Genomic DNA, 25,895 nt, shown 5'->3' with positions numbered 1-25,895 from the left:
TTTCCACTAGAAAACTATGAGGTTTTCTTGTAGATATTGGGTAGACTAATGCCAAATTTTACCGCTAAAAGCCTAAGAACAATGACCACAAAAATAGCTGTCAAGTAAGCATAACTTGCTGGAATGGGCAGCAACAATAAAAGAAAATAGCTGGCTCCACCCAATATACAGGCAGTAGCATAAATTTCCTTTCTAAAAATAACAGGGATTTCATTGCAAAGGATATCCCTGGTCACACCTCCAAAACAAGCGGTCATAGTGCCTAAGGCAACACACATTATCGGTGAGAGATTGGCTTGAAGCCCTTTTTCAATCCCGACCATAGTATAAAGACCAATGCCTATGGTATCGAACAAAAAAAGGGATTTCCTTAAATATTTTAGCTGGCTTGCAAAAATTATGGCAAAAACTACAGCAATGAAAATTGTGGTCACGTAGGTCAAGTCCCGCATCCATACCACAGGTGTATTTCCAATCAATAAATCCCTTAAGGTTCCACCCCCAATGGCTGTTACAAAAGCAATGATCAATACTCCAAATAGGTCCAATCGCTTTTCCATGGCTACCAACACCCCAGAAATGGCAAAGGCCACGGTACCCAAAATATCAATGGTTTGATAAAGCATGACTACATTTTTTGGGTGTAATAGTTATAATCCTTCAGAACAGTGTCCAAAAAGGGCACATCATAGAGATTGGAGTTAGTTTGTAGGATACTCTCAACCTTTACCCGAAGCGCGGTCAAGGTCTTGAAGTCCCCACTCTTTTTGGCAATAAGAAATGTCTCCTTTATAAGGCGGACATCTTTGTCCGATAGTAAGGTAACATTGGTAAACTGCGGGGTATATTCATCATTGATTTCTTCAAGAATGGTATGGGAGACCTTGGTTTTTCTCTTGGTACTGATTACTACGGTTCCAGCGGCTGCATCACCTACCCGTTGCCTTCTTTCCGTAAAAAGTATACTCAAAATACCGATTGAGCCTAAGAAAATCCAGATATCCACCAAACGCAACATCCATCTTACCAACAAATTGCTCCAATGCACGGGAGATCCATCCAACCTTACCACTCGCATCTTCATCAACATTTTTCCAACGGTCTGTCCGTTGAAAATACTGTGCATCAAAAGCGAATAGAACATGGCCGGCAAGAAAATAAGTGCCGCCAATCCACGTTGGGTCCAGGTGTCCTCATATATAAACCCAATGGCGTTGCTGATCAAACTTACCAGATAGGCATACATGTACAGGATGAACCCATCAATTAAAAAAGCAACAATTCGCTCTCCAATACTTACTATCTTATAATCTAAGTTGACATTTTGCGTTGTATTGATTTGGAGGTTACCCATATAACCGTAATTTTAGCTTTAGGAATTTCTAATATGCGCGAAGCAGCCTTTGTGAAGCAAAATAAGGAAAAATGGATCGCTTTTGAAAAAGCGATTTCATTAGGTTCCAACACCGACCCAGATGCCCTTGTTGATGGATATATCCAGCTTACAAATGACTTGGCCTACGCGCAAACCTATTACGCTGAAAGTAAGACATTATTGTATCTGAACTCATTAGCTTCACAAGCCCACCAAAAGATTTACAAGAACAAAAAAGAATCGGGCAACCGTATTATTGAGTTCTGGAAACAGGAATTTCCACTCTTTTTTAAACAATATCACAATACTTTGCTGGTAACTTTCCTTGTATTCTTGACAGCTACGGCAATCGGTAGTATTTCTGCTCTCAACGATTCCTCCTTTGTGCGCCTTATACTGGGAGATGCCTATGTAAATGAGACCTTGAACAACATTGCCAAAGGTGAGCCGACCGCAATTTATAAGAGTGGAAGTGAAATAGGTACTTTTTTAGGAATTACCATCAACAATATTAGAGTGGCCTTTTTGGCATTCGCCTTCGGTGTTATCACCAGCATTGGCACCATTTATATCCTTTTTAGCAATGGGGTTATGTTGGGAGCTTTTGTAACCTTCTTTTACACCAAAGGTGTATTTTTTGAAGCAAATAGGCAGATATGGTTGCATGGAACCATAGAAATCTCCGTAATTATTATTGCCGGATGTGCGGGCCTTATCATGGGCAACAGTATTTTGTTCCCCAAAACATTTTCCAGACGGGTTTCTTTTATGAAAGGTGCCAAAGATGGATTAAAAGTGGTGGTCAGCACCATTCCATTTTTTATCATCGCTGGGTTTATTGAAGGATTCATAACCAGATATGCCAATATGCCGGACTGGTTGGCATTTTTGATCATCGGAGGTTCTTTGTTCCTGATTATCTTCTATTACATTATTTACCCAATTCAATTGAACAGATTACATGAAAGACAAATACATAGAGCTTAGGATCAACCGCGATTTTGGGGATATCCTTACCACCTACTTTGATTATTTAAAACAGAACATCAAAAAATTCACCAATGTTTTTTTGAGCTACAACGGAATCTTTCTTGTAGGCCTTTTAATCACCAGTTACCTATTGGTATCAGGATTTGTGGGGATGATTTCGGAAAGTTCTGGCTGGTATGGGGTGGACACCGGTCAAAGCAACGAGGAAACCTACTGGATCTATATCATTGCGGGGGGTATTCTGTTCTTTGTAATCTTCCTCATGGTTGCTGGATTAAATTTTAGTCTCAGTTCCTCTTACCTCATCAAATACGAAAAACACAAGGGTCAAAATTTCACTAAGTTGGATGTTTGGAACCTAACCAAAGTTAACTTTGGCAACACGGTCGTATTTATTCTTTTGTTGGTTCCAATATATCTACTGTTTATGATTGCTTCGGTAATTTTTGCATTTATTCCCCTTTTGGGAATGTTTGCACAGTATATCCTCCAGTTTCTTCTCACTGCATGGATAGGGGTCTCATTTTTCAGCATGCTATCAGAAAAAAAGGGAGTAACCGATGCCTTTGGTGAGGGCTGGAACCTGGTAACCAAAAACTTTTGGAAATCCATTGGCGTCAACTTTATCCTGGGACTACTGAACGGACTACTGTTTTTTATTATTCTGATCATTCCCGGAATTCTAGTAGGAATCTATACTTTTCATGTGGTGGAAAACAACATTGATGTTGGAGCCTCCATTGTTTCAACCATTGTCTATACCATTGGACTATGTTTATTGCTTATTTTAATGGTTTATGCCCAGTGCCTATCGCAATTTATTAATGGAATCCTCTTCTACGCCCTTCATGAAAAAACATACAACATCAATACCCGAAGTAAAATAGAACAAATAGGACAGAACGATCAGTGATCCAAAGAATATTCACCATACTTCTTGTGTTTTGGGCATCCTTTTCATTGGCCCAAAATGATTCTATTGTCATTCCCACCGATCAAGAATCCATATTGACCGAGCGGGACTTCAATGAAGAATTGAATAAAAAGTACACTGGCAGTGATTTCAACTATGAAATCAAAACTGGGGAATCCCAAAATTTGCTGGCCCGTTTTCTTAGATGGCTGTTGAACAGTATTGGGGAAACCTTTGGTTTTGATATTTCTCCGCAGACCTTATTGATTCTGGAATACATCATCTATGCATTGATGGGGCTCTTGGTCATCTATTTGCTGGTGAGGGTGTTCATCAATGAAAAGTTCAACGCTATATTTTCCAAAAAGGCTAAATCTATTGTAGATATAGACCTAGCAGAACAGCATATTGAAAATGTTGATTTGGATGCCTTGATGTCAGAGGCGCTGAACACCAAAAATTATAGATTGGCCGTACGATATCAATTCCTGAAAATTCTGAAGTCGCTCTCTCAACAAGGAATCATTGAATGGCATTTTGACAAGACCAATATGGACTATCAACGTGAAATAGGACAGGTTGACTTGCAAAAAGAATTTAAAAGAGCTTCCTATCTCTATGAGAACATCTGGTACGGGGAGCAGCCCATAGATGAAAAGGGTTATGCCAGGACGAGCTCACATTTTATCCATTTAAACAGCATAATTCCGCAGTAGCTATGGATAGAAGGTCAAAAATCGTAATCGGCATATTTGTCCTAGCGGTCTTAGGAATAATCATCACCGAGATTGTACGTCCAAAGCCCCTCAATTGGCGCCCATCATATACCTCCACGGACAAAATTCCATTTGGGTGTTATGTGCTCTACAATGAACTTCCTTCTCTTTTTGTCAATGATACTATCAAAACCATTGATAAAAGTGTGTATGATGTACTTGTGGAAACAGATACTACGTTGTCCTCAAATTATCTATTCGTCAACGAATTTGTGGATTTGGACAAACAAGAAACTAATCAACTTTTGGATTATGTAGATAGAGGGAACACTGTTTTTATATCGGCAACCGGCTTTGGCTGGGAGCTAATGGATACCTTGAACATCAACATAGCCTCTGATTATAATCTCATGGAGGGTACCGCAGTACTTAGTTTGACCCATAAAAAATTTAAGCAAGAAGAGTTTAAGCTGTCCAGGGGGATTTTTAACTCCCATTTTACCAGTGTTGATTCTACCAACACTACAATTCTGGGGCACATTACCTACACCAAGGAAAATTACCTGGAAGGCCAACCCAATGAACGGGTCAGTAGGCCCAATATGATTAAGACCAAATTTGGAAAAGGCTCGTTCATCATCAACACCACGCCCCAGGCCTATTCCAATTATTACATGCTAACGGGCAATCAAGATTATGTTTCGCATTCGTTTTCTTATTTACCAGATGAAGATCTTCTTTATTGGGACGATTATAAAAAGGCTGGGAGGGTAATCATAGATTCGCCCATGCGCTTTGTACTTACCCAAGTTTCATTAAAGTGGGCCTATTACCTTACTGTGATTGGTATTTTGTTATTTGTCTTTTTCCGTGGCAAAAGAGAACAACGGATAATCCCGATAATAGAACCTCTGAAAAATTCGTCAGTGGAATTTGCACAGGCCGTAGGCTCACTATATCACCAGAACAAGGACTATACGGATTTGGTAAACAAAAAATTGAACTATTTTATGGCATATTTAAGGAATCGATACTATATAGATACCTCAAGCCTTAATGAAAAAACCGTTCAACTATTGGCCTCAAAGGCCGGTAAGAGCATAAAAGAAACCAAGGAACTTATAGAATTAATCCTAGGATTGAAGAACAAAAAGATACATTCCGAACAGGACAGTATTGAACTTAATAAAAAGATAACCGCTTTTAAGCAATAAATACATGGAAGAACAAGAACTACAAGACGATTCACTACAATTTAGCTCCAGAGTGGATCTTACCCAGTTACAAGAAGCCGTTTCCAAAATTAAATCCGAATTGGGAAGAGTGATTATTGGTCAACATGATATGATCGAACTGTTGATCATTTCAATTTTGGCCAACGGACATTCCCTAATTGAAGGAGTTCCCGGAGTTGCCAAAACGGTTACCGCTAAGTTACTGGCAAAGACCATGAATGTAGATTTCAGCCGTATTCAATTTACCCCGGACCTGATGCCCAGCGATATTTTAGGCACGTCGATTTTTAATGTAAAAACTTCCGAGTTTGAATTTAAAAAAGGGCCGCTTTTCTCCAATATCATTCTAATTGATGAAATCAACCGGGCTCCGGCAAAAACACAGGCCGCCCTTTTTGAGGCCATGGCCGAAAGGCAAATCACTATGGATGGCACAGAATATCCCATGGAACCTCCTTTTTTGGTATTTGCCACCCAAAACCCTATTGAACAAGAGGGAACCTATAGATTGCCCGAGGCCCAATTGGACCGTTTTCTTTTTAAGATCAATGTGGAATATCCATCCCTTGAGGAAGAAATCAAAATATTGGAAAGCAAGCACGAACAAAAAGACCAAATAGAGGAAGATTTGGTGAACACCCTTCTTACAGCCAAACAGATTGCGGAGTACCAAAGAACCATCAAGGAAATTATAGTAGAGAAAAATCTACTCAAATATATTGCTTCCATTGTGGACAATACCAGAACCAATGCCAATCTTTACCTAGGGGCCTCTCCAAGGGCTTCCATTGCTATTATGGATGCGTCGAAGGCGTTGGCTGCTATTAACGGGCGAGATTTTATTATCCCCGACGATATTAAAAAGGTGGCAATTCCGGTTTTGGGACACCGTATCATGTTGACTCCTGAACGTGAGATGGAAGGGCTAACGGCCCATCAAGTGGTGAAACAGATCGTGGACAGCATTGAAATACCAAGATAGACACAACTTGTGAAGAAACTTTTTAGGCCCATATACCTTCAGAAGCGGCTTTTTATAGCTCTGACAGTAATCATTGTAGGATTTTTGCTTTCCTATATGATTCCAAGCCTTTATGGAGCTTTTAAGGTTTTGTTTTTTGTTTTTCTACTGATTTTAATCGTTGATGTTTTGTTGTTATTTGCCTCCAAAGGGCAAATCCAAGGAAAACGAACATTGCCCGATAAGCTATCCAACGGGGATGAAAATCCTATTCAGTTACAGATCTCAAACACATATCTTTTTACGGCCACCGTTAAGGTCATCGATGAGATTCCTTTTCAATTTCAAAAAAGGGATTTTGGTATGACCAGCAAAATAGCCAGTGGTGGTGCCAAAAAATATGGATACCAGCTAAGGCCTACCGAACGTGGAGTGTATTCCTTTGGAAGCTTAAACCTATTTGCCAGTTCACCTATAGGTTTTCTCTCTAGAAAATACACTTTTGATGAAGCTCAGGAAGTCCCGGTTTATCCTTCTTTTTTACAGCTTCAGAAATACGACCTTATCGCTTTTACCAGCAGACTACACGAATACGGCCTAAAAAAAATAAGGCGAATAGGCCATACCATGGAGTTTGAACAGATCAAAGACTACGTTCTTGGTGATGATATTAGAAACATTAATTGGAAAGCCACGGCAAAACGGGGGCAATTGATGGTGAACCAGTTCCAGGATGAAAAATCACAACCTATTTATTCAGTAATCGACAAGGGAAGGGTCATGAAAATGCCTTTCAACGAGCTTAGTTTATTGGATTATGCCATCAACGCCACATTGGTCATCAGCAACATCGCCCTGAAAAAACAGGATAAGGCCGGGATGTTTTCTTTTAGCGATAAGATTGAAAACAGAGTGGTTGCCGAACGTCGTAGTTCACAGATGAATCTGATACTGGAAACACTTTACAACATGGAAACCAACTTTGTTGAGAGTGATTTTAGCAGACTTTATATTGATGTAAAACGTAGTTTGAACCAGCGCAGCCTCCTTCTTCTCTATACCAATTTTGAGACCATGGATGCCTTGCACAGGCAACTCCCTTATTTGGTAGCGATGGCCAAACAACATTTATTGGTGGTCATATTTTTTGAGAATACAGAACTTCTCAAGTTTGCAGATAAAAAGTCGGGAACGGTACGGGAGATTTTTGAGCAGACCATCGCGGAAAAATTCATTTATGAGAAAAAACTCATTGTCAATGAACTGCGCAAGCATGGCATACAAACCATTTTGACCAAACCTGAAAACCTGACCATCAATACCATAAACAAGTATTTGGAAATCAAGGCCCGAGGGCTAATCTAAAAAACAGTTATTGAAAAATTTGTGGGGAAAGTCCCAGAGAAATCAATGACGGGGGTTGGTCACCATTTAGCTTCAGCACAGTGTATTCTTCGTACTGGTCAATTTTGTTACGCTTTGTCTGCCTTTTTGTATAGCTTCCTCTGAGTCTTTTTTTATTGTTCTTTTTGGAAAAAAGTTCGATAGTAACGCCTACAGTCACACCTCCCAATACCGTGGCTGCTAAATCATCATTATCCCAGCCATTATCTCTTTGTCCGGAATCCACGGCTTCCTTTGCAACACCAATAAGGGTGCTTCCGGCAACTGAACCTACAAAGGTCCATAACCGATTTCCATCGGACATTTGCTTTGCAATTCCTGCTCCGGCAAGACCAAATAAGTTTCCGCCTAGAAAATGAAGTGCTTTATCTCGCTCCACCTGACCATGGCAATATGAAGCAAGCATAAAAAGGACCAATGTGGGGATTAGTGTTCTCATGCGCGGGGTAAATGTATAAAAAGTTAGTGATTTATGGGCTTAATTCCCTAAAAGTCTTGCACTTCCGTTTTTGCTCTTTTAAATTCCGCCATCAAATCCTCAACTATTTGACCTGCAGGTTTAATGTCGTTGATCAAGCCCGATACCTGCCCTATTTCAAGTTCACCTTCATTCAAATCACCTTCAAACATACCTTTTTTTGCCCTTGCTCTTCCAAGCAACTCTTTTAATTCTTCAACGGATGCTCCATTGGCATAAGCTTCTTGCACATCCATAAAAAACTTATTTTTTAGCATTCTTACTGGAGCAAGTTCCTTTAAGGTCAACAGGGTGTCCCCTTCCTGGGCTTTTACCACCATTTCCTTGAAAAGCATATGGGATGATGCTTCCTCACTAGCAACAAACCTGCTTCCTACCTGCACTCCGTCTGCTCCTAGTACCATCGCGGCCAACATGGCTTTTCCAGTAGCAATACCTCCTGCGGCTATCAACGGAATCTGAATTTTCTCTTTGACCGAGGGAATAAGTACCATCGTTGTGGTTTCGTCCCTTCCATTATGACCTCCAGCTTCAAAACCTTCTGCGACTATGGCATCTACCCCAGCTTCTTGGGCTTTAAGGGCAAATTTGATGCTACTGACCACATGTACAACGGTAACCCCATGTTCTTTTAAAAAGCTCGTCCAGGTCTTTGGGTTTCCTGCAGAGGTGAAAACTATTTTTACTCCCGAATCCACAATAATCTGCATCAACTCATCAATTTGAGGATACAGCATGGGCACATTTACCCCGAAAGGTTTGTCGGTAGCTTTTTGGCATTTTTGAATATGTTCTTTGAGCACATCGGGATACATGCTTCCTGCTCCCAATAACCCCAATCCTCCGGCATTGGACACGGCGGAGGCCAACCTCCAACCACTTGCCCAAATCATGCCTCCTTGTACAATAGGAAATTGGATACCGAAAAGCTGCGTAATCTTGTTTTCTGCCATATTAAGATATTACCCCAGAGCCAACGAGTTCATCATCCAGGTACCAAGCTACAAACTGCCCCTCTGTTATTGCTGATTGTTTTTCATCGAAATCGACATAGAGTCCATTTTCAATTTTGTACAAAGTGGCTTTTTGAAGAGGTTGTCTATATCTTATCCGGGCCATCACCTTCATGCTTTCATCTACCTCCAAGGCCAAATCAGGTCGAACCCAGTGCAGTTCGTCTTCTTTTACAAAAAGTGTATGCCTGTACAGCCCCGGATGCATCTTACCTTGACCAGTGTATATAATATTGTTGTCCACATCTGTATCAATCACAAACAATGGTTCTTTGGTACCGCCAACATTAAGCCCCTTTCGTTGCCCAATAGTAAAATAGTGTGCTCCCTGGTGCTCTCCGACCACTTTTCCATCATTTTGAGCATAGGCGCGTTTCTCCGCCAAAAACTTAAGTTCTTCTCGCTTGTTAGAAAACTCTGGAGCTTGAACTGAAAATTGGGAGGCATCACTTGGGACTTCAACAATAATTCCTTTTTTGGGCTTTAATTTTTGTTGTAGAAACTCAGGTAGATGTACTTTGCCCACAAAGCACAGCCCTTGTGAATCTTTTTTATCTGCTGTGATCAAATCGTTTTCCGCAGCTATTTTCCTAACCTCTGGTTTGGTAAGCTCACCAATTGGGAACAACGTTTTTGCCAATTGCTCCTGTGATAATTGACATAGGAAATAGGATTGATCTTTATTGTTATCCTTCCCGGCCAAAAGTTGATAGGTTTCAGTGCCATCATCATTTTTGATGATACCTTTTCTGCAATAATGCCCGGTGGCCACATAATCTGCGCCGAGTTGTAGTGCAATTTTCAGGAAAACATCAAACTTTATTTCCCGATTGCACAAAACATCCGGGTTTGGAGTTCTTCCCTTCTCATATTCACTGAACATATAATCCACAATGCGCTCCTTATATTCGGCGCTCAAATCAACCGTTTGAAAAGGGATTCCCAATTTTTCAGCCACAATCAAGGCATCATTACTATCCTCAAGCCATGGACATTCTTCAGAAATGATTACCGTGTCATCATGCCAATTCTTCATAAACAGCCCTATGACCTCGTAACCCTGTTCTTTGAGCAGGTGTGCCGTTACACTGGAATCTACTCCTCCAGAAAGTCCTACAACTACCTTTTTCATCTCTTCCTCTTAAAGCTGCAAAAGTACAAAATTGGTAATCATTGATGGCAAAATGGTTTACTCTCCAAGCCGCTCAAAGACAATCAATATCCGTTACATTGAATTTCACTAAAATTACATTTCGATTAATTTTTATATATAAAAAATAAACAAAATCATATCAGATAAAATGTTGTCAAAAATGATAAACGTTAATGTAGTTAAGATGGTCCTTACCCTATAATAGGGTATTCAAAGTTAGCACTCAGCTTTTAATCACCTCATAAACAATATTTTGAGTTTGATAAGTCAAAAATTGATCAAACCATACTTTCTGTAATTCTAACACAACATTAGTACATAATTAAGTTTTGTTAAACTTTTTATAAAAAATATCAAACAAAACGCAACCATTTTTGTTTAACTATATCTTTAACAAGTTAAACAATAATAAATCTTAAAACAATCTCATGAAAGCACTAATTAATTTCACTGGATTAACACTACTTCTCTTTACACTGACCCTAACATCCTGTTCGGATGACGACAATGAATCACCAACACCTGAAAATGACAGTACTATAGTTGAAACTGCGCAAGCAACAGCAGACCTCAGCAGCTTGGTAAGTGCACTTCAAAAAGCTGATGAAAGCGCCGACAATGATTTGATTAGTGCTTTAAGCGGAGATGGCCCTTTTACGGTTTTTGCGCCTACCAATGCTGCTTTTTCTGACCTATTGGCCCAATTGGATGGTTTTGATTCCTTAGATGATTTCAACTCCCAAGAGCTACAGAACCTTTTGGCCACTATCTTAACTTATCATGTTATAGTGGGAACTGCAGCACAAAGCTCGGATTTATCAAATGGACAAACCTTGACCACTCTACAAGGGGCCACTTTGGAAGTCTCTACCGAGGGAGGTGTTTCTATAGGTGACGCAACCGACTCAGCGGCCAATGTGACTACAGCCGACATACAAACCTCCAATGGAGTGGTTCATATTATAAATAAGGTCTTGTTGCCTCAAACAATTTTAGACCAGTTGGCAGATATTATTTTGGTACCCATTACGGATGTGGCCATAGGAAACGAAAACCTGGAAAATTTGGTAGCTGCCCTAGTTGCAGCCGATGGTGATCTTCCTACCGTACTTCGGGGAGATGGACCGTTTACTGTTCTTGCTCCAACGGATGAAGCCTTTGAAAACTTCTTGGACGGAGCTGCCTTAGAAGATATTCCCGTTGATGTTCTTACCAACGTATTATTAAATCATGTTTTGAGCGGTTCATTTATGGCTGCTGACCTTACAAACTTAGGTTCTGGTTACGAAAGTACGCTCGCTACTGGAGCTGGAGACGAAAACCTGAGTATTTTCTTCGATACTTCTGATGGGGTTACTTTCAATGGAGTTTCTACAGTATCAACTCCGGATGTAAAAGCGTTGAATGGGGTAATTCACATAGTGAATGCCGTAATCGATTTACCGAACATTGTCGATCATGCCGTTGCCAATCCAAACCTTTCCTCACTAGTAGCAGCCTTAACAGATGGCGGCAATACTACTTTTACCGACCTTCTTTCAAATGAAGAAGAAGATTTTACAGTCTTTGCTCCGGTCAATACTGCATTTGATGCATTTACAAACCCTAACTCCAATGACATCAATACAGTACTTTCTAACCATGTGGTTGTTGGGACATCGGCTTTTTCATCTGGTCTAAGCAACTCCTATGTGAACACTGCCGCAGAATTTGAGCCTGGTGCAAACTACAGCCTCTACATCAATACTGATGATGGGGTTACCTTAAATGGGATAAGCGATGTAGTTATCGCAGATATTGTTGCAACAAATGGTGTGATCCATGCCGTAGAAACAGTAATTGACCTACCTAACGTGGTCGATTTTGTAGCAGCTGATCCTACATTTGATTCTCTTGAAGCTTCTCTCACAACTGATGGTCAACCCGATTTTATATTAACCTTATTGACAGGTGGTCCTTTTACAATATTTGCTCCCACTAACGATGCTTTCCAAGCATTGTTGGATAGCAATAGCATGTGGAATTCTCCAAGTGACATAGATTCTGCACTACTCACTAGCGTTTTGCAGCATCATGTAATCTCTGGAGCCAACATTAGATCTGGTGATTTAACTCCAGATGGCAATACAGTTACTCCGGCTACTTTGGAAGGAGACACCTTCACTATTACCCTACCCGGTACAGATGGCAATATTGCTGATGTTACCGATGGGGCAGGCAATACTGGCATTGGTATAGACGTGGTGGATTTACAGGCTGCCAATGGTGTTATTCATGTACTGGACGCCGTTTTATTGCCAGACACCAACAATTAAGAATTAAAAGGTGGGTATCCCCCGACCCACCTTTTCACCTCACTTTTTTAACCAAAAACACGTATGAAATGAAAAAAGCACTACAAATTAAAACGTATTTATTGCTGCTATTAAGTGCAGTATTTATCCTTTCTTCCTGTGATCAGGAAGACGATACCGAAGCCCTGGCACAGGGAGGAGAATTGGAGAGCAACATCGTTGTGACGGCCCAAAACACTGAGGCCCTGAGCTCCTTGGTTGCCGCATTGATCAAAGCCGATGAAAATGATGATTCCGATCTAGTCGGAACTTTGAGTGGTGATGGGCCCTTTACTGTTTTCGCTCCCACTAACGATGCATTTACAGAGTTGTTACAGAACTTGGACGGTTTTGACTCTTTAGAAGACTTTGACTTAGAAGAAGAAAGAGCCCTATTGGCCACCATTCTTCAATACCATGTTGTAGCGGGAATAGCTGCAGCTTCAACCGACCTGAGCGACGGTCAAATGATTACAACTGTTCAAGGAGAAGATGTTGAAGTAAACCTGGACGAAGGTGTATTTATTTCTGATGCAACCGACACGGATGCCGAGGTTATCCTACCTGATGTAAGTGCTTCAAATGGAATTGTACACGTAATCAACAAAGTACTTTTACCGCAACAGATTTTGGACGCCCTCAACGGTTCCGAAGAAGAGGAAGAGGAATCAAAAACCTTGGTAGAAATTGTTGTTGACACCGAGGCACTTTCACTATTGGAAGCTGCAGTGATCAAAGCTGAACTTGTTGAAACACTAAATGGCGACGGGCCGTTTACCGTATTTGCCCCAACAGATGATGCTTTCGTAGCTCTATTGGAAGTATTGGGAGATGACTACACTTCTTTGGACGATTTTGATACTGAGGAGGAAATTGACCTTCTACGAAACATCTTGTTATACCATGTTGTGCCTGCCCAAGTTTTGGAAGAGGATTTAGAAGCCGCAGAGGTAGAAACGGCTTTTTCAGGGAACAAGATTTCAATTATTGAAAACGACGACACTTTTGTTGTTGGAGATGCATCCGATGTTAATGCCAATATCACCGGTACAGATATTTTGGCGTCAAATGGGGTGGCCCATACCATAGATAAAGTTCTGTTGCCACAAGCGGCTTTGGATTTTGTCGCTCAATTACAGTTAAAAACTATTGTAGAAATCGCTGTGGAGACAGACGACCTTAGTCTACTGGTAGATGCATTGATCGCCGTTAACGCTGGACTGGTTGAAACTCTAAGCGGTGAAGGTCCTTTTACAGTATTTGCCCCCACAAATGAAGCGTTCGTTAACCTGTTGGGTGTATTGGGAGATGATTACAACAGTTTGGCAGATTTTGATACTCAAGAAGAAATTGATTTGTTGATAGATATTTTGACCTATCATGTAGTCGCTGGCACGGCTGCCTTTTCGACCGACCTTTCAGATGGTCAAATGATTCCAACAGTATTTGGAGATGAATTAGGCATCAGCTTAAAAGATGGAACCGTGCATGTTATTGATGCTACCGATCAAAATGCTACGGTTGTTATTCCAAACGTTGAAGCCAGTAATGGAGTGGTGCATGTAATCAATAAAGTCCTTCTTCCACAAGTGGCTTTGGATTTTGTAGCAAAGCTACAACTAAAGACCATTGTTGAAATTGCCGTTGAAACTGATGATTTAAGCCTTTTGGTCCAAGCACTACAAACTGCTAATGCCGGTCTTGTAGAAACCTTGAGCGGCGAGGGTCCCTTTACAGTATTCGCTCCTACCAATGAAGCATTTGTGGATTTACTTGAACTTTTAGGAGATGATTACCATAGTCTGTCCGATTTTGATACTCCAGAGGAGCTAGACCTATTGGTCTCTGTTTTGACTTATCATGTAGTTGCTGGTACAGCTGCTTTCTCTACTGATCTATCAGATGGACAACATATAACTACCTTCCAAGGTGAAAGTATTGGTATTGACCTCGATGATGGAAAAGTATACATAGAAGATGCTACCGATGACAGTGCGAAGGTTGTACTGCCTGATGTAGAAGCAAGCAATGGTGTGGTTCATGTAATCAACAAAGTATTACTTCCGCAGGCCGTATTGGATATTTTGTTCCCTCCTACCCCGAATATTGTGCAGTTGGCACAATCCGTTGACGACTTAAGTCTTTTGGTAGATGCTTTAATTCAGGCGGATGCCGGATTAGTGGATGTTTTGAGTGGGGACGGACCTTTTACAGTTTTTGCCCCAACCAACGAGGCCTTTACTGATTTGCTCCATGCCTTGGGACCGCAATATAATAGTCTAGAGGATTTTGATACCGACAACGAAAAAGAGTTATTGGCCAAAATACTCACCTATCATGTAGTATCTGGAGCAGCTGTAGCTTCAACTGATCTTTACAACCATCAAGAACTGGGTACTGTTCAAGGAGAATCACTGTTCGCTATTATCAATCATGGAGTTTTTATCAGAGATAAGACCCATGTAGATGCCAAAGTAATTGGAGCGGACAATGAGGCCAGCAACGGCATTGTCCATGTCATTGACAAAGTGTTGCTGCCACAAGAAGTCCTAGACATCCTACATTAATTACAAGTAGTACAAAAAAAGTAAGTATTATATTACCAATAAACCCTCTTGCTACAAAGGCTAAGAGGGTTTTTTCATCCCTATTTTTTACCGTTCATCGATGACACATCAACAAGGGTATTTTTACCATACAAAAAAGCTCTGTTTGACAACTATTAATTTTTTCCATCAGTAATATGATTCATCTTTGTAGTCCCAAATCTTTCCAAACTACACCTACAAATGGAAAACTCCCCCAAAGCCTTGAGGGAGTTTTTTTTTGTCCTTTTAATTAGCTTTTCAAAAATCAATCTTGTTTGTTTTCATCCTCTAGGACTTCGATAATTTCATAGCCGTCTTCTACAACTTTGTAAATAGCTTCATTGAGCTCATAGGCAGAAATTCCATCAAAATCTATCTCTTCGGCATCTTTGGGAAGTTCATTGACAACCGCGCCAACAGGTGGAGTTGCTATTTCATACTCTCCCTCTACAGTGCGGTAAAAGACCCCATCGGCATAGTTATAGTTAACACCTCTTACTGTAAGCGCAACCGCAGTGATCGGTAATGCTCTTAATCTAAAACCTCTTGGAGGAAATGCCCTTACGTAGAACCCTCTTCGTTTTGTATAGTACATACCTCCCACTGGATAGTAGGCAACCCTTCTATAAATTACAGGACGAGTTCTAACGGGCAGTCGCATCAAAGTTCTTCTAACAACCCTGCGATTATGTCTACGACCTTTCGTCTTATAACACGTCTTTCTTGCGGAGTTCGGACAATCTGAGCCTCAACATATTCTATAGAACCCAGGGACAAAAAAGCGAAAAAGAATACAAACAGGTGAATGTGCTTCATAGCATTGAAATTATGGTTAGACCCTTCTAGGACCTGAATTAAACCTAAAGGTTTAATCCGCAGGGCCATAAATTTCAAGCTTGGAACTTCCTAGCGTCTTCCTGTCTTCTTTTGTTCTTCAGCCTGTTCCATCATTTCACGCATCTTACGCTGGAACTTGTTCTCTTTTTTAGGCTTCTTTTTGTTCTCCTGAATTTGAGCATGGATTTTATCTTCATCCAAAATGTAGTTCTTGATCGCCAACATTATAAAAATGGTGATGAGATTGGAGATGAAGTAATACAAACTCAGACCACTTGCATAATTGTTGAAGAAGAACAACATCATCAACGGAGATAGATACATGATAAACTTCATGTTGGGCATCCCTGGTTGCTGTTGCATCTGCATGCTCTGTCCCGTGGTCATCATCATGTAGAAAAAGATTGCTACCGATGCCAATATGGGGAAAAGACTCACGTGGTCTCCATAAAATGGAATAGTAAAGGGCAAATTGAAAATAGTATCATAAGAAGAAAGGTCCTCCGCCCATAAGAATGATTTTTGCCTTAATTCAAATGAAGTAGGGAAAAACATAAAGAGTGCATAAAAAATTGGAAGCTGCATCAATGCAGGAACGCATCCACTCATGGGACTCACCCCTGCTTTATTGTACAACTTCATGGTCTCTTGCTGCTTCTTCATGGCGTTGTCCTTATACTTCTCATTGATTTCCGTAATCTCAGGCTTCAAAACCTTCATCTTGGCCTGGGAGAGATAAGATTTGTAGGTTACCGGGGACAAGGCCAACCTTACCAGAATGGTCATTACAATAATGGCAATCCCAAAAGGAAGGAAAGAACTTAGGAATCCGTAAAATGGAGTAAATACATATCGGTTGATCCATCCAAAGATTCCCCATCCGAATGGAATGGAATCTGCAAAACCTAAATCTTTGTAATCATCAAGTATCTTAACATCCGTCGGTCCATAATACCAATGCATGTTTTGGGAAAGTTCCCCACCTTGGAGGTCCAACGGAGCTCTTGTGCTATATTCTTTGGTGAAGAGTTCTTCCTTACTTTCCTCTTCAACCAAATTCTTGGAACTGATTTCTACGGTCTTAAAGCGATTGTCCGTGGCCAAAATGGAACTGAAGAAATGTTGACGGTACGAAAGCCATTTCACATCCTGCTCAGTTTCTTCGTCTAGATCACTACTTTCGGAAAGCTTGCTGATCTTATCGTCTTCATGATTATAGGTCAAACGGGTATATCTGTTCTCGTACTGAACACTTTTGTTATGTCGAATTCCCTTAAGACCCCAATCCAAAGTCACAGGTCTTGAACCATTGATGACGCCATTAAGTCCTTGAGACCTCACAATGAAATCTACAAGATACTCGTTGGGCTTCATTTCGTAACGGTATTCCAAAAATTGATTGTTGGAAATCTTGGCTTTCATTGAAAGCACTTGATTTTCTCCACTTTTGGTTACTGCAGGTTCAAAATATAGGTCAGCCGTACTAAGGGTTCTATTATCGGAAGTTGAAAAATTAAGTGCAAAATTGGCATTCCCATCCTTAACAAGGTATACCGGAACAGAATCATAGGTGACAAAGTTTTTCATTCTGGCCTCAACAATCTGTCCCCCTTTGTTGGCTACCTTTAAATAAAGTACCTCATTTTCCAGTTTTGTGGTTCCCTCTGAAGCTTGGGTAAAACCAAAGGCTCCCACAGAGCTTTTGTAGTCGGCCACTGCGGTAGAATCACTTAGATTGACTGTCTGTTGCGTCTCTTTTATTGGGGTTTCCTCAACTTCTTCTACTTTCTTTGCTTCAGCCTCAACTTGCTCCTGCTTTGCCTTTTGGGCCTCCAATTCCTCCGGAGTTGGCTGATTTTGGTAAAACATAAAAATGAGTATCCCAAAAATCAGTACAAATCCAATTATGGAATTGATATCCAGCTTCTTCTCTTCCATGAAAATTATTTAATAGAAATCTTTATCGGTATTTCCGGTGGCAAATATATGTCCAAAACCGCAGTTTATGCCAAACTGGCATTCTTTTGTTGCTGTTTTTGTGCTAGTACCGCTTTTACAAACCCAACAAACAACGGATGCGGACTGGCTACGGTACTTCTATATTCCGGGTGATATTGCACTCCAATGAACCATGGATGCGAGGGAATCTCGATGACCTCGACCAAACCGGTTTTGGGATTAAAGCCAGTAGCCTCCAGACCAGCCTCTGTCATTTGGTCCTTGTAATCATTATTGAACTCAAATCGGTGTCTGTGCCTTTCTGCAATATCTGTAGCTCCATAAACTTTATGGACCAGACTTCCTTCCGTTAAATGACAGTCCCAAGCTCCCAATCTCATGGTACCACCCATATCGGTAACGGATTTTTGCTCTTCCATCAAACTAATTACCGGGTAAGACGTTGTCTCATCCATTTCCGTAGAGTTGGCCTTTTCCATTCCCAACACGTTTCTGGCAAATTCAATAACGGCCATTTGCATGCCTAAACAAATCCCCAAAAATGGCACATCATTTTCCCGGGCATACCGCACTGCACTGATCTTTCCTTCTATTCCACGTTCACCAAAACCTGGAGCTACCAAAATGCCATCCAAGCCCATAAGTTTTTTATCTATGTTGTCGGCCGATATGTGTTCTGAATGGATGGATCTAACCTCAACCTTGACCTCATTGGCAGCGCCGGCATGAATAAAGGATTCCAAAATAGATTTATAGGAGTCCTGAAGCTCCACATATTTACCGATCAAGCCGATGGTAACTTTGTTTTTTGGGTTCTTATGTCGATTCAAAAATTCTTTCCACTGGTCCAGATTGGGCTCTACATCCTTCGACAATGCCAATTTTTCCAATGCCACGGTATCCAAACCTTCCTCCTGCATTAAAATGGGAACATCATAAATGGTAGAGGCGTCTATAGACTGGATAACAGCTTCTTTCTTCACATTGCAGAACAGGGCCAATTTTCTTTTGATATCATCCGAAATCTCATGCTCCGTTCTACATACCAATATATCTGCCTTGATTCCGCTCTCCATCAAAGTTTTAACAGAGTGCTGGGTTGGTTTGGTCTTTAACTCCCCAGCGGCGGACAAGAATGGAATCAGTGTTAGATGCACAACAATCCCGTTGTTTTCTCCAAGCTCCCACAATAATTGTCGGACAGCTTCAATGTATGGCAGGGACTCAATATCCCCTACGGTTCCACCAATCTCAGTGATGACAATATCATAATCGCCACTGTTCCCTAAAATCTGGATACGCTCCTTAATTTCATTCGTAATATGTGGAACTACCTGTACAGTCTTTCCCAAGAATTCTCCCCTACGCTCTTTTTCAATTACACTTTGGTAAATTCTACCAGTGGTAACATTATTTGCCTGCGAAGTCTTTACGTTTAAAAAACGTTCATAATGTCCAAGGTCCAAGTCGGTTTCAGCGCCATCATGCGTTACATAGCATTCACCATGTTCGTAAGGATTTAACGTTCCGGGATCTACGTTAATATAGGGGTCAAGTTTTTGTATGGTTGTTCGGTAACCCCTGGCTTGCAGTAATTTGGCCAAGGATGCGGCAATGATTCCTTTTCCCAAAGATGAGGAAACGCCTCCCGTAACGAAAATGTACTTGGTCTGTGACATATTGGATTTTCTATTACGGGGCGTAAAGGTACAAATTGCCGCGCAGAAAACAGGGTCATTTCAGAGGAAATTCTTTTTGTAGTTTGCGAATAATGGGTTCCAAACCATTATCCTTGATCGTGAGCATTGTGTTCAAGTAATTTCCCAATTTTCCCTCCGGAAAACCCTTCTGCCTGAACCACACCAAATAAGGTAGAGGAAGGTCGACCAAATACCTGCCCTTGTATTTACCGTAAGGCATTTTGTAATGCGCCAGCTCAATCAATTGTTTGTTGTTGGGCAGTGTTTCCATTTGTGAAGCCAAAGTACTATCTTTCTTGGAACAATCATCCAAACAATGAAAAGACGTAATTTTATTTCTGCAGCAGCTTTGGGCTCTGCCGGTTTGGCCACAACATCCTCAATGGCCAAAGACCTAAATTCCTTTCAAGATTTTAAATTGAAGCACAACGTAAACCACAGTGTTTGCCAATGGTGCTTTAATTATATGCCCCTAGAGGATTTCCTTAAAATATTGAACCAATTAGGGGTTAAGGCCATAGACTTAATTGGCCCCAAGGATTGGCCCTTATTGAAAAAATACGACATTCATTGTTCTATGTGCAATGGTGCAGAAATTAGTTTGACCGAAGGGTGGAACGACCCAAAATACCATGAAGAGCTTATTAAAAACTACACCGAGATCATTCCAAAAGTAGCCGAAGCTGGTTACACCAACCTCATCTGCTTTAGTGGTAATCGAAGGGGAATGAATGATTATGTAGGGTTGCAAAATTGCGTGGATGGGCTTTCCAAGATTATGCCATTGGCCGAAAAACATGGTGTTGTCATTCAGATGGAGCTTTTTAATCAAATAGACCATCCAGATTATATGTGTGATAATAGCCTCTGGGGCGTAGAACTTTGCAAGCGTCTTGGCGGTGATAATTTTAAACTGCTCTACGATATTTACCACATGCAGATTCAGGAGGGAGATATTATACGTACTATACAAACCTACCATCAATATTTTGGACATTATCATACGGCAGGAGTTCCTGGTCGGCATGAAATCGATGAGACCCAGGAACTGTATTATCCAGCAATTATGAAGGCAATCTTGGATACTGGCTTCACAGGTCATGTTGCCCAGGAGTTCATTGTTACCTGGGAAGATAAAATTGGAGCTTTGAAGGATTCTTTTTTAAGGTGTGATGTGTAACAAAAAAATGACTCAATGATACTACTGGTAGTTAAAGTAAAATCCCCTTTGCCCGAAGAAGAATTAAGACGACGTGCAAAAGAACGTGAACCTGATTTCAAGGCCTTTCCCGGGCTTCTTCAAAAATATTATGTGAAATTACGAGAACCAGGACTATACGGTGGCGTATATGTATGGGATTCCATGGAGTCCCTACAAGCTTACAAGGAGTCAGATTTGGCCAAAAGTATTCCCGCTGCCTATGAAATGGTAGAACCCCCTGAAATGGAGGTGATGGATATTATGTTTCAGCTGTGGGATTGATTTTAAATAAGGATCATTCCTCTCCAGTCAGCAAAGCCTCAGCAATTTTCTGATTCCATTCCAGCTGTTTCCCACGATTTCGGGAAAAGTCGGTTTCCCAGTCATATAATTCTTGAAAATCCTGCAATTCGGCCAAAATCTCTTTGTAAATCCTTCGTATTTCAGCCTTCACATTATCTGAAAATGAGGTACGCTTCAGTTTATTCCGCATTTTACGGGCGAAGAGTTCGGCAATATCAAAATGGAGCTGTTCATGGCTCAAGGTCAAATCATCACAAATATCAGGTTTGTACCATGACTCATTGGGATAGAAGTAGGCATTGACCTCAAAATCCAGCGCTACTTCGTGGTGAATTAAATTGGCCGTGTAAGAATAACTGATTCCACTCGCTGTTGTCGCTGCAGGAACCGCTGCAGGAGGAATTCTTCCTTTGAAATCAGCCCAAGTCAATCGTTTCTCCGCACTCCAAAGAACACCTTCCTCAATTTCTTGTCCAAAACCCAAAAAACCCAGGAACAATGCACCTATTATGGAGATTATTTTACCCAATTGAATTCAATTACACGTTCAATGTCTGGATGCAGACTATGGTGCACTGGACAGGTATTTGCCGTGTGGACCAAAATTTTCCTGTTTTTCTCGGAGACATTGGATGGAAGTTCCATTTTTACCTCAATTTTGGAAATACGCCTTGGGTTGGCGGTCATATGTTTGGTCACCTCTGCGGTGGAACCTGTTAAGTCCACATCCATATCCCGAGCTTTTATACCCATCATGGTTATCATACAATTGGCCAAACCTGTGGCCACGGTATCCGTAGGAGAAAAAGCCTCTCCTTTTCCATTGTTGTCAATGGGAGCATCTGTTATGAATTCGTTTCCTGATCTAATGTGCACACAAGTAGTGCGCAGATTGCCATTATAAGTTACTCTTGAGGTCATCCAATTTTATTTCCTTGATTCGCAAACTATCGTATTCCATTAAATAGCAGGCCCTGTTATAGTAGCCCGATGTCCAATCATTAAAGTAATTGAAGCTGTTTCCGGTATATTCAGTAAGCCCAATAATTTTTGAAGTTTCAAAAAGATTGTTCTTATGCGCCAGTTTCAATAGAACATCAAATGTCACATCAAATCCTCTAACTGCGTATCTATCAGGTTTTAGCCCTTTAAAACGTTTTTGGTAGGCCTTGGTAAATGAATCATCGTTAGCCACTCTATAAAACGAAGGGTAGGTAAATCGTAAATTGGAAAGATGGGTACTGGAAATGGCATCATCTTCAAAAGCACTGTTATAGCTTGTTGTGAACATACGAACCTTAATTTGGCTCTCGTTATCCGTAGTCAGGTTGGGGGTATTGGCCGAATTCAATATGGAACTAACACTTGAAACCATATTCGCCTGGTCGGTTTCCAAAAATACCCAGTTTTCTTTTTCTTCTGATAATTGAATTAGAAACTCATCCAAGTGTAGCGACTTGTTATCAATAATCTTGGCAATTTGAGCGGTAGGAAATCTACCTAATATAGTATCATGAGCCACTTGATGCGTACTATCTGCAATAATGATCACATTTTCATCCTTATGGATTTTGGCCAGATGTGAGAGCATTTTCTGTCTTAGGATATCGTCCTTAGGCACCGAGAAGAACACGTTACCATGACTGAACTCACTATCTGAAGCGGTAGGAGAAATCACTGGAATATTATTGGATGCAGCTTGAATGGCCACCTCGTTCAAAGCTCCCGAAGCTATTGGACCAATGATAGCGTTTGCGTCCGATAAATTTTCCCTGAACAGGATTTCCTTCACCTTGTTTTGGTTCAATTCGGTATCAAATGTCTTCACATCTACGGAAAGACCTAACTTCTTTATGGAATCCAATGCCACCATGGCCCCTGAGTAAAATCCAAGGCTTAGTGCCAAGTCCCTACGGGTCTCAATCTGACTTCGGGTTTTCTTGGAATCATTGAAGTTAATGCGGTCTAATCTAAATGGAAGCATGAAAACCACTTTGGGCCTATTTCCAAGGTCCATGCTGTCCAGCAGATTGATTTTATCTAGAATGAGGGCATTTTTAACATCAAGATCTACGGCTTTTTCCTTTGGAAGTTTTAAAACCATTCCTGCTTTAAGTCCATTTTCCAAATCGGGGTTCAACCTGTAGAGTTCATCCCTGGTAATTTTAAGGTTTTGCGTAAGCCTGAACAGGTTTTGTTTGGGCTTTACTTCATAAAAAATGAAATTGTCCGTATTTACTATGCCCGTCTTATCGCGTTTTTTGGGCAAGCGGATAATCATACCTTCCTTTAATCCACCCTCCTTCATGATCTCAGGGTTTAGTTTTACGATGGAATCAGAAGGAATTTCATATTCTTTTCCTAAACTGTACAAGGTCATTTTAGCGGGAACCGTGTACGAGGTAAACAGGTCTACTTGTTGATCTTCAAGACTATCTCCTTTTGGCCTGGGCAACTTTAACTCTTGACCGGCGGCCAAGTAATCAGAACTTTTACTCAAATCTGGATTAAGGGATATCAAACTATCCACCGTAATCCCATATTTATGGGCAATACTCCATCTTGTTTCCTTGGGCTGTACGGTATAGGTCTCAAAATCAAGTTCACGTTCATCTTCTGGGTCAGGCTCAGGGAATTTTGGTATCCGAAGCACCATTCCTTTTTTAAGAGGTTCAGAGTACAATTGTCGATTGTATCTTTTTAACTGTTCTTCGGTAATTTCATATCGTTGGGTAAGTCCAAACAGTGTTTCCCTTTTTCTAACCCTATGTCTGGAAAATCCTAAGGGCTGTTGTTCTTCCTGTACTTCCTCATCCTTGGTCTTGTCATTCTCCAGTTGAATCACGGAGCCATCCAACGGAATGATCAAAATAGTGTTTGGTTTTACATCCGCTGCTGTTTTTATCTCTTTATTGGACTGGAGAATAGTATAGGGCGTAACCCTATATTGTTGAGAGATACTCTGTAGGGTCTCCCCCTCCTTTACAGCGTGTGTGGTATATTTTTGCTGTGCCGAAAGTAGACCAGAAGTCAACAATATGACCGCGGCACATAGCTTAACAATAAATTTTTTCATTCCCATTCTATAGTTGCAGGTGGCTTAGAACTAATGTCGTACACTACTCTATTAACGCCTTTGACCTTATTTATTATATCATTGGAGGTTTTTTGCAGGAATTCGTAAGGTAAATTCACCCAATCGGCCGTCATACCATCCGTACTTTCCACTGCTCTAAGGGCAACACATTTTTCATAAGTCCTTTCATCTCCCATAACCCCTACACTATTTACGGGCAAAAGCATGGCTCCGGCCTGCCAGACCTTATCATAAAGTCCCCAATCTTTTAGTCCTTTAATAAATATGTGATCCACCTCTTGAAGCATTTTGACTTTTTCTTCATTGATATCCCCCAAAATCCGTATTCCCAATCCTGGTCCTGGGAAAGGATGCCTTCCTAAAATATTTGGGTCCATGTGCATACTTGCCCCAACTCGTCGAACCTCATCTTTGAACAACAGTTTTAATGGTTCAACCACTTTTAACTTCATATAATCTGGAAGACCTCCAACGTTATGATGGCTCTTTATGGTTGCTGAGGGACCGCCAGTTACCGATACGGATTCAATAACATCCGGATAAATGGTTCCTTGCGCCAGCCATTTTGCATTTTCCACTTTGTGGGCCTCGTCATCAAAAACTTCAATGAACACACGTCCAATGATCTTTCTTTTCTTTTCAGGATCACTTTCTCCTGCCAAAGCGTTCAAAAAACGTGCCGAAGCATCCACCCCCTTAACATTCAGCCCCATACCCTCATATTGTTCAAGAACATCATGGAATTCATTTTTTCTTAGAAGACCATTGTTCACAAATATGCAATGCAGGTTCTTTCCAATTGCTTTGTGCAGTAAAAGTGCGGCCACACTGGAATCAACTCCACCAGAAAGTCCCAGAATGACTTTGTCATCATTCAATTTTTCCTTCAGCTCCGCCACTGTGGTCTCCACAAAAGCATCCGGGGTCCAGTCTTGTTCCATACCGGCTATATCCACCAAAAAGTTCTTTAGCAATTGTTTTCCATCCGTGGTATGGTATACCTCTGGATGAAATTGAATAGCGTAGGTATCCTCTCCTTCAATCCTAAAAGCGGCATTCTCAACATCATGGGTACTGGCCAGCTTAACGGCATTTTCAGGTAATTCCTTTATGGTATCACTATGGCTCATCCAGACTTGGCTACCTTCATTGATAATATGAAAGAACGGTTCATTCTCCTTTATGAAAGATAGATTGGCACGACCGTATTCCCTAGTATTGGATGGCGATACATTGCCCCCATTAAAATGGGCAAGATATTGTGCTCCATAGCAAATGGCCAACAATGGCTTTTTGCCCTTTATTTCGGACAAATCGGGATGCGGAGCATCTTCGCCCCGTACGGAAAGTGGCGAGCCTGAAAGAATCACCGCTCCATAACTAGACAAGTCTTTTGGAGGTTTGTTATAGGGTTTTATTTCAGAGTAAATGTTGAGTTCCCGAACGCGTCTTGCGATCAACTGAGTATACTGGGAACCAAAATCCAAGATAAGTACGTTGTTCTGCATGGGCAAAAATAGTAATTTGCCAGAGTTGAAAAAGTATCTTCGCAGGTATATTTATATACGGTTTTTAAACAGGTAATCTTTTCCTAAATCCAAAGGCTGAAAATCAAAGAAAACATAAACCGAATTACATC

At 40.9% G+C, this 25,895-nt stretch carries 22 protein-coding genes and 1 pseudogene; 10 read left to right on the top strand and 13 right to left on the bottom strand.

Going from position 1 to position 25,895, the window contains the following annotated elements; all coding sequences use genetic code 11:
* Positions 1 to 14 precede the first annotated feature (14 nt).
* Positions 15 to 626, bottom strand: a complete 612-nt coding sequence (locus DX873_RS14945) for a trimeric intracellular cation channel family protein (protein ID WP_116185311.1) — start codon at positions 624 to 626, stop codon at positions 15 to 17.
* Positions 627 to 628: 2 nt separating this feature from the next.
* Complete coding sequence (locus DX873_RS14940) at positions 629 to 1,354, bottom strand: RDD family protein (RefSeq protein ID WP_116185310.1); 726 nt, start codon at positions 1,352 to 1,354, stop codon at positions 629 to 631.
* A gap of 33 nt (positions 1,355 to 1,387) precedes the next feature.
* Between DX873_RS14940 and DX873_RS14935 the strand changes: the two genes are divergently transcribed.
* Genes DX873_RS14935 through DX873_RS14910 form a run of 6 tightly spaced genes read left to right on the top strand, consistent with a single transcriptional unit; the run spans position 1,388 to position 7,555 of the window.
* Positions 1,388 to 2,362 (top strand): stage II sporulation protein M, encoded by a 975-nt coding sequence (locus tag DX873_RS14935; RefSeq protein ID WP_116185309.1) that lies wholly within the window; start codon positions 1,388 to 1,390, stop codon positions 2,360 to 2,362.
* On the top strand, positions 2,337 to 3,278 hold the full coding sequence (locus tag DX873_RS14930; protein ID WP_116185308.1) for a hypothetical protein: 942 nt from the start codon (positions 2,337 to 2,339) through the stop codon (positions 3,276 to 3,278). The genes DX873_RS14935 and DX873_RS14930 overlap by 26 nt, the downstream gene beginning before the upstream one ends.
* The gene (locus DX873_RS14925) at positions 3,275 to 3,994 is read left to right on the top strand and encodes a DUF4129 domain-containing protein (RefSeq protein WP_147296674.1); all 720 of its coding nucleotides are present in this window, start codon (positions 3,275 to 3,277) and stop codon (positions 3,992 to 3,994) included. Before DX873_RS14930 ends, DX873_RS14925 begins: the two co-directional genes overlap by 4 nt.
* 2 nt (positions 3,995 to 3,996) lie before the next feature.
* On the top strand, positions 3,997 to 5,208 hold the full coding sequence (locus tag DX873_RS14920; protein ID WP_116185306.1) for a DUF4350 domain-containing protein: 1,212 nt from the start codon (positions 3,997 to 3,999) through the stop codon (positions 5,206 to 5,208).
* A gap of 4 nt (positions 5,209 to 5,212) precedes the next feature.
* Positions 5,213 to 6,211 carry an AAA family ATPase gene (locus DX873_RS14915; RefSeq protein ID WP_116185305.1) on the top strand — a complete coding sequence of 333 codons (999 nt, stop codon included), beginning with the start codon at positions 5,213 to 5,215 and terminating at the stop codon, positions 6,209 to 6,211.
* Positions 6,212 to 6,220: 9 nt separating this feature from the next.
* Positions 6,221 to 7,555 carry a DUF58 domain-containing protein gene (locus DX873_RS14910; protein WP_232520953.1) on the top strand — a complete coding sequence of 445 codons (1,335 nt, stop codon included), beginning with the start codon at positions 6,221 to 6,223 and terminating at the stop codon, positions 7,553 to 7,555.
* 7 nt (positions 7,556 to 7,562) lie between these two features.
* On the opposite strand, the gene DX873_RS14905 is transcribed toward DX873_RS14910, so the two are convergent.
* Genes DX873_RS14905 through mnmA form a run of 3 tightly spaced genes read right to left on the bottom strand, consistent with a single transcriptional unit; the run spans position 7,563 to position 10,217 of the window.
* Complete coding sequence (locus DX873_RS14905) at positions 7,563 to 8,033, bottom strand: YfiM family lipoprotein (RefSeq protein ID WP_181899522.1); 471 nt, start codon at positions 8,031 to 8,033, stop codon at positions 7,563 to 7,565.
* Positions 8,034 to 8,080: 47 nt separating this feature from the next.
* A complete protein-coding gene (locus DX873_RS14900) occupies positions 8,081 to 9,025 on the bottom strand; it encodes an NAD(P)H-dependent flavin oxidoreductase (protein WP_116185303.1) in 945 nt (314 codons plus the stop codon).
* Position 9,026: 1 nt separating this feature from the next.
* Complete coding sequence (gene mnmA, locus DX873_RS14895; RefSeq protein ID WP_116185302.1) at positions 9,027 to 10,217, bottom strand: tRNA 2-thiouridine(34) synthase MnmA; 1,191 nt, start codon at positions 10,215 to 10,217, stop codon at positions 9,027 to 9,029.
* Positions 10,218 to 10,666: 449 nt separating this feature from the next.
* Here mnmA and DX873_RS14890 point away from each other — a divergent pair, with 449 nt between their 5' ends.
* The gene (locus DX873_RS14890) at positions 10,667 to 12,553 is read left to right on the top strand and encodes a fasciclin domain-containing protein (protein ID WP_116185301.1); all 1,887 of its coding nucleotides are present in this window, start codon (positions 10,667 to 10,669) and stop codon (positions 12,551 to 12,553) included.
* Between the two features lie 68 nt (positions 12,554 to 12,621).
* Positions 12,622 to 15,138 (top strand): fasciclin domain-containing protein, encoded by a 2,517-nt coding sequence (locus DX873_RS14885; RefSeq protein WP_232520952.1) that lies wholly within the window; start codon positions 12,622 to 12,624, stop codon positions 15,136 to 15,138.
* Between the two features lie 286 nt (positions 15,139 to 15,424).
* On the opposite strand, the pseudogene DX873_RS14880 reads toward DX873_RS14885, so the two are convergent.
* The 4 genes and pseudogenes from DX873_RS14880 to DX873_RS14860 all read right to left on the bottom strand — a co-directional run.
* Positions 15,425 to 15,826, bottom strand: a pseudogene (locus DX873_RS14880) (DUF6515 family protein); the annotation flags it as partial.
* Positions 15,827 to 16,065: 239 nt separating this feature from the next.
* Positions 16,066 to 17,934 carry a membrane protein insertase YidC gene (gene yidC / locus DX873_RS14870; protein WP_116185298.1) on the bottom strand — a complete coding sequence of 623 codons (1,869 nt, stop codon included), beginning with the start codon at positions 17,932 to 17,934 and terminating at the stop codon, positions 16,066 to 16,068.
* A 65-nt stretch (positions 17,935 to 17,999) separates the two neighbouring features.
* Positions 18,000 to 19,634 (bottom strand): CTP synthase, encoded by a 1,635-nt coding sequence (locus DX873_RS14865; RefSeq protein ID WP_116185297.1) that lies wholly within the window; start codon positions 19,632 to 19,634, stop codon positions 18,000 to 18,002.
* A 55-nt stretch (positions 19,635 to 19,689) separates the two neighbouring features.
* Positions 19,690 to 19,926, bottom strand: a complete 237-nt coding sequence (locus tag DX873_RS14860; RefSeq protein WP_116185472.1) for a DUF3820 family protein — start codon at positions 19,924 to 19,926, stop codon at positions 19,690 to 19,692.
* A gap of 45 nt (positions 19,927 to 19,971) precedes the next feature.
* On the opposite strand from DX873_RS14860, the gene DX873_RS14855 reads away from it, so the two are divergent.
* Together DX873_RS14855 and DX873_RS14850 are read left to right on the top strand one after the other, a co-directional pair.
* Positions 19,972 to 20,835: a hydroxypyruvate isomerase family protein gene (locus tag DX873_RS14855; RefSeq protein ID WP_116185296.1), complete on the top strand. Its 864-nt coding sequence runs from the start codon at positions 19,972 to 19,974 to the stop codon at positions 20,833 to 20,835.
* A gap of 15 nt (positions 20,836 to 20,850) precedes the next feature.
* Complete coding sequence (locus tag DX873_RS14850; RefSeq protein ID WP_116185295.1) at positions 20,851 to 21,138, top strand: YdhR family protein; 288 nt, start codon at positions 20,851 to 20,853, stop codon at positions 21,136 to 21,138.
* Positions 21,139 to 21,151: 13 nt separating this feature from the next.
* On the opposite strand, the gene DX873_RS14845 is transcribed toward DX873_RS14850, so the two are convergent.
* Genes DX873_RS14845 through guaA form a run of 4 tightly spaced genes read right to left on the bottom strand, consistent with a single transcriptional unit; the run spans position 21,152 to position 25,764 of the window.
* Complete coding sequence (locus DX873_RS14845) at positions 21,152 to 21,688, bottom strand: DUF922 domain-containing protein (RefSeq protein WP_116185294.1); 537 nt, start codon at positions 21,686 to 21,688, stop codon at positions 21,152 to 21,154.
* The gene (locus DX873_RS14840) at positions 21,676 to 22,080 is read right to left on the bottom strand and encodes an OsmC family protein (RefSeq protein WP_116185293.1); all 405 of its coding nucleotides are present in this window, start codon (positions 22,078 to 22,080) and stop codon (positions 21,676 to 21,678) included. Before DX873_RS14840 ends, DX873_RS14845 begins: the two co-directional genes overlap by 13 nt.
* Complete coding sequence (locus DX873_RS14835) at positions 22,058 to 24,235, bottom strand: LysM peptidoglycan-binding domain-containing protein (RefSeq protein WP_116185471.1); 2,178 nt, start codon at positions 24,233 to 24,235, stop codon at positions 22,058 to 22,060. The genes DX873_RS14840 and DX873_RS14835 overlap by 23 nt, the downstream gene beginning before the upstream one ends.
* Positions 24,232 to 25,764: a glutamine-hydrolyzing GMP synthase gene (gene guaA, locus DX873_RS14830; RefSeq protein ID WP_116185292.1), complete on the bottom strand. Its 1,533-nt coding sequence runs from the start codon at positions 25,762 to 25,764 to the stop codon at positions 24,232 to 24,234. Before guaA ends, DX873_RS14835 begins: the two co-directional genes overlap by 4 nt.
* Positions 25,765 to 25,895: the final 131 nt, after the last annotated feature.

The organism is Flagellimonas nanhaiensis, from assembly GCF_003382275.1.
GTDB lineage: Bacteria > Bacteroidota > Bacteroidia > Flavobacteriales > Flavobacteriaceae > Flagellimonas > Flagellimonas nanhaiensis.
The sequence above is the reverse complement of the archived record's forward strand: the minus strand, read 5'-3'. Positions and strand labels throughout refer to the sequence as shown.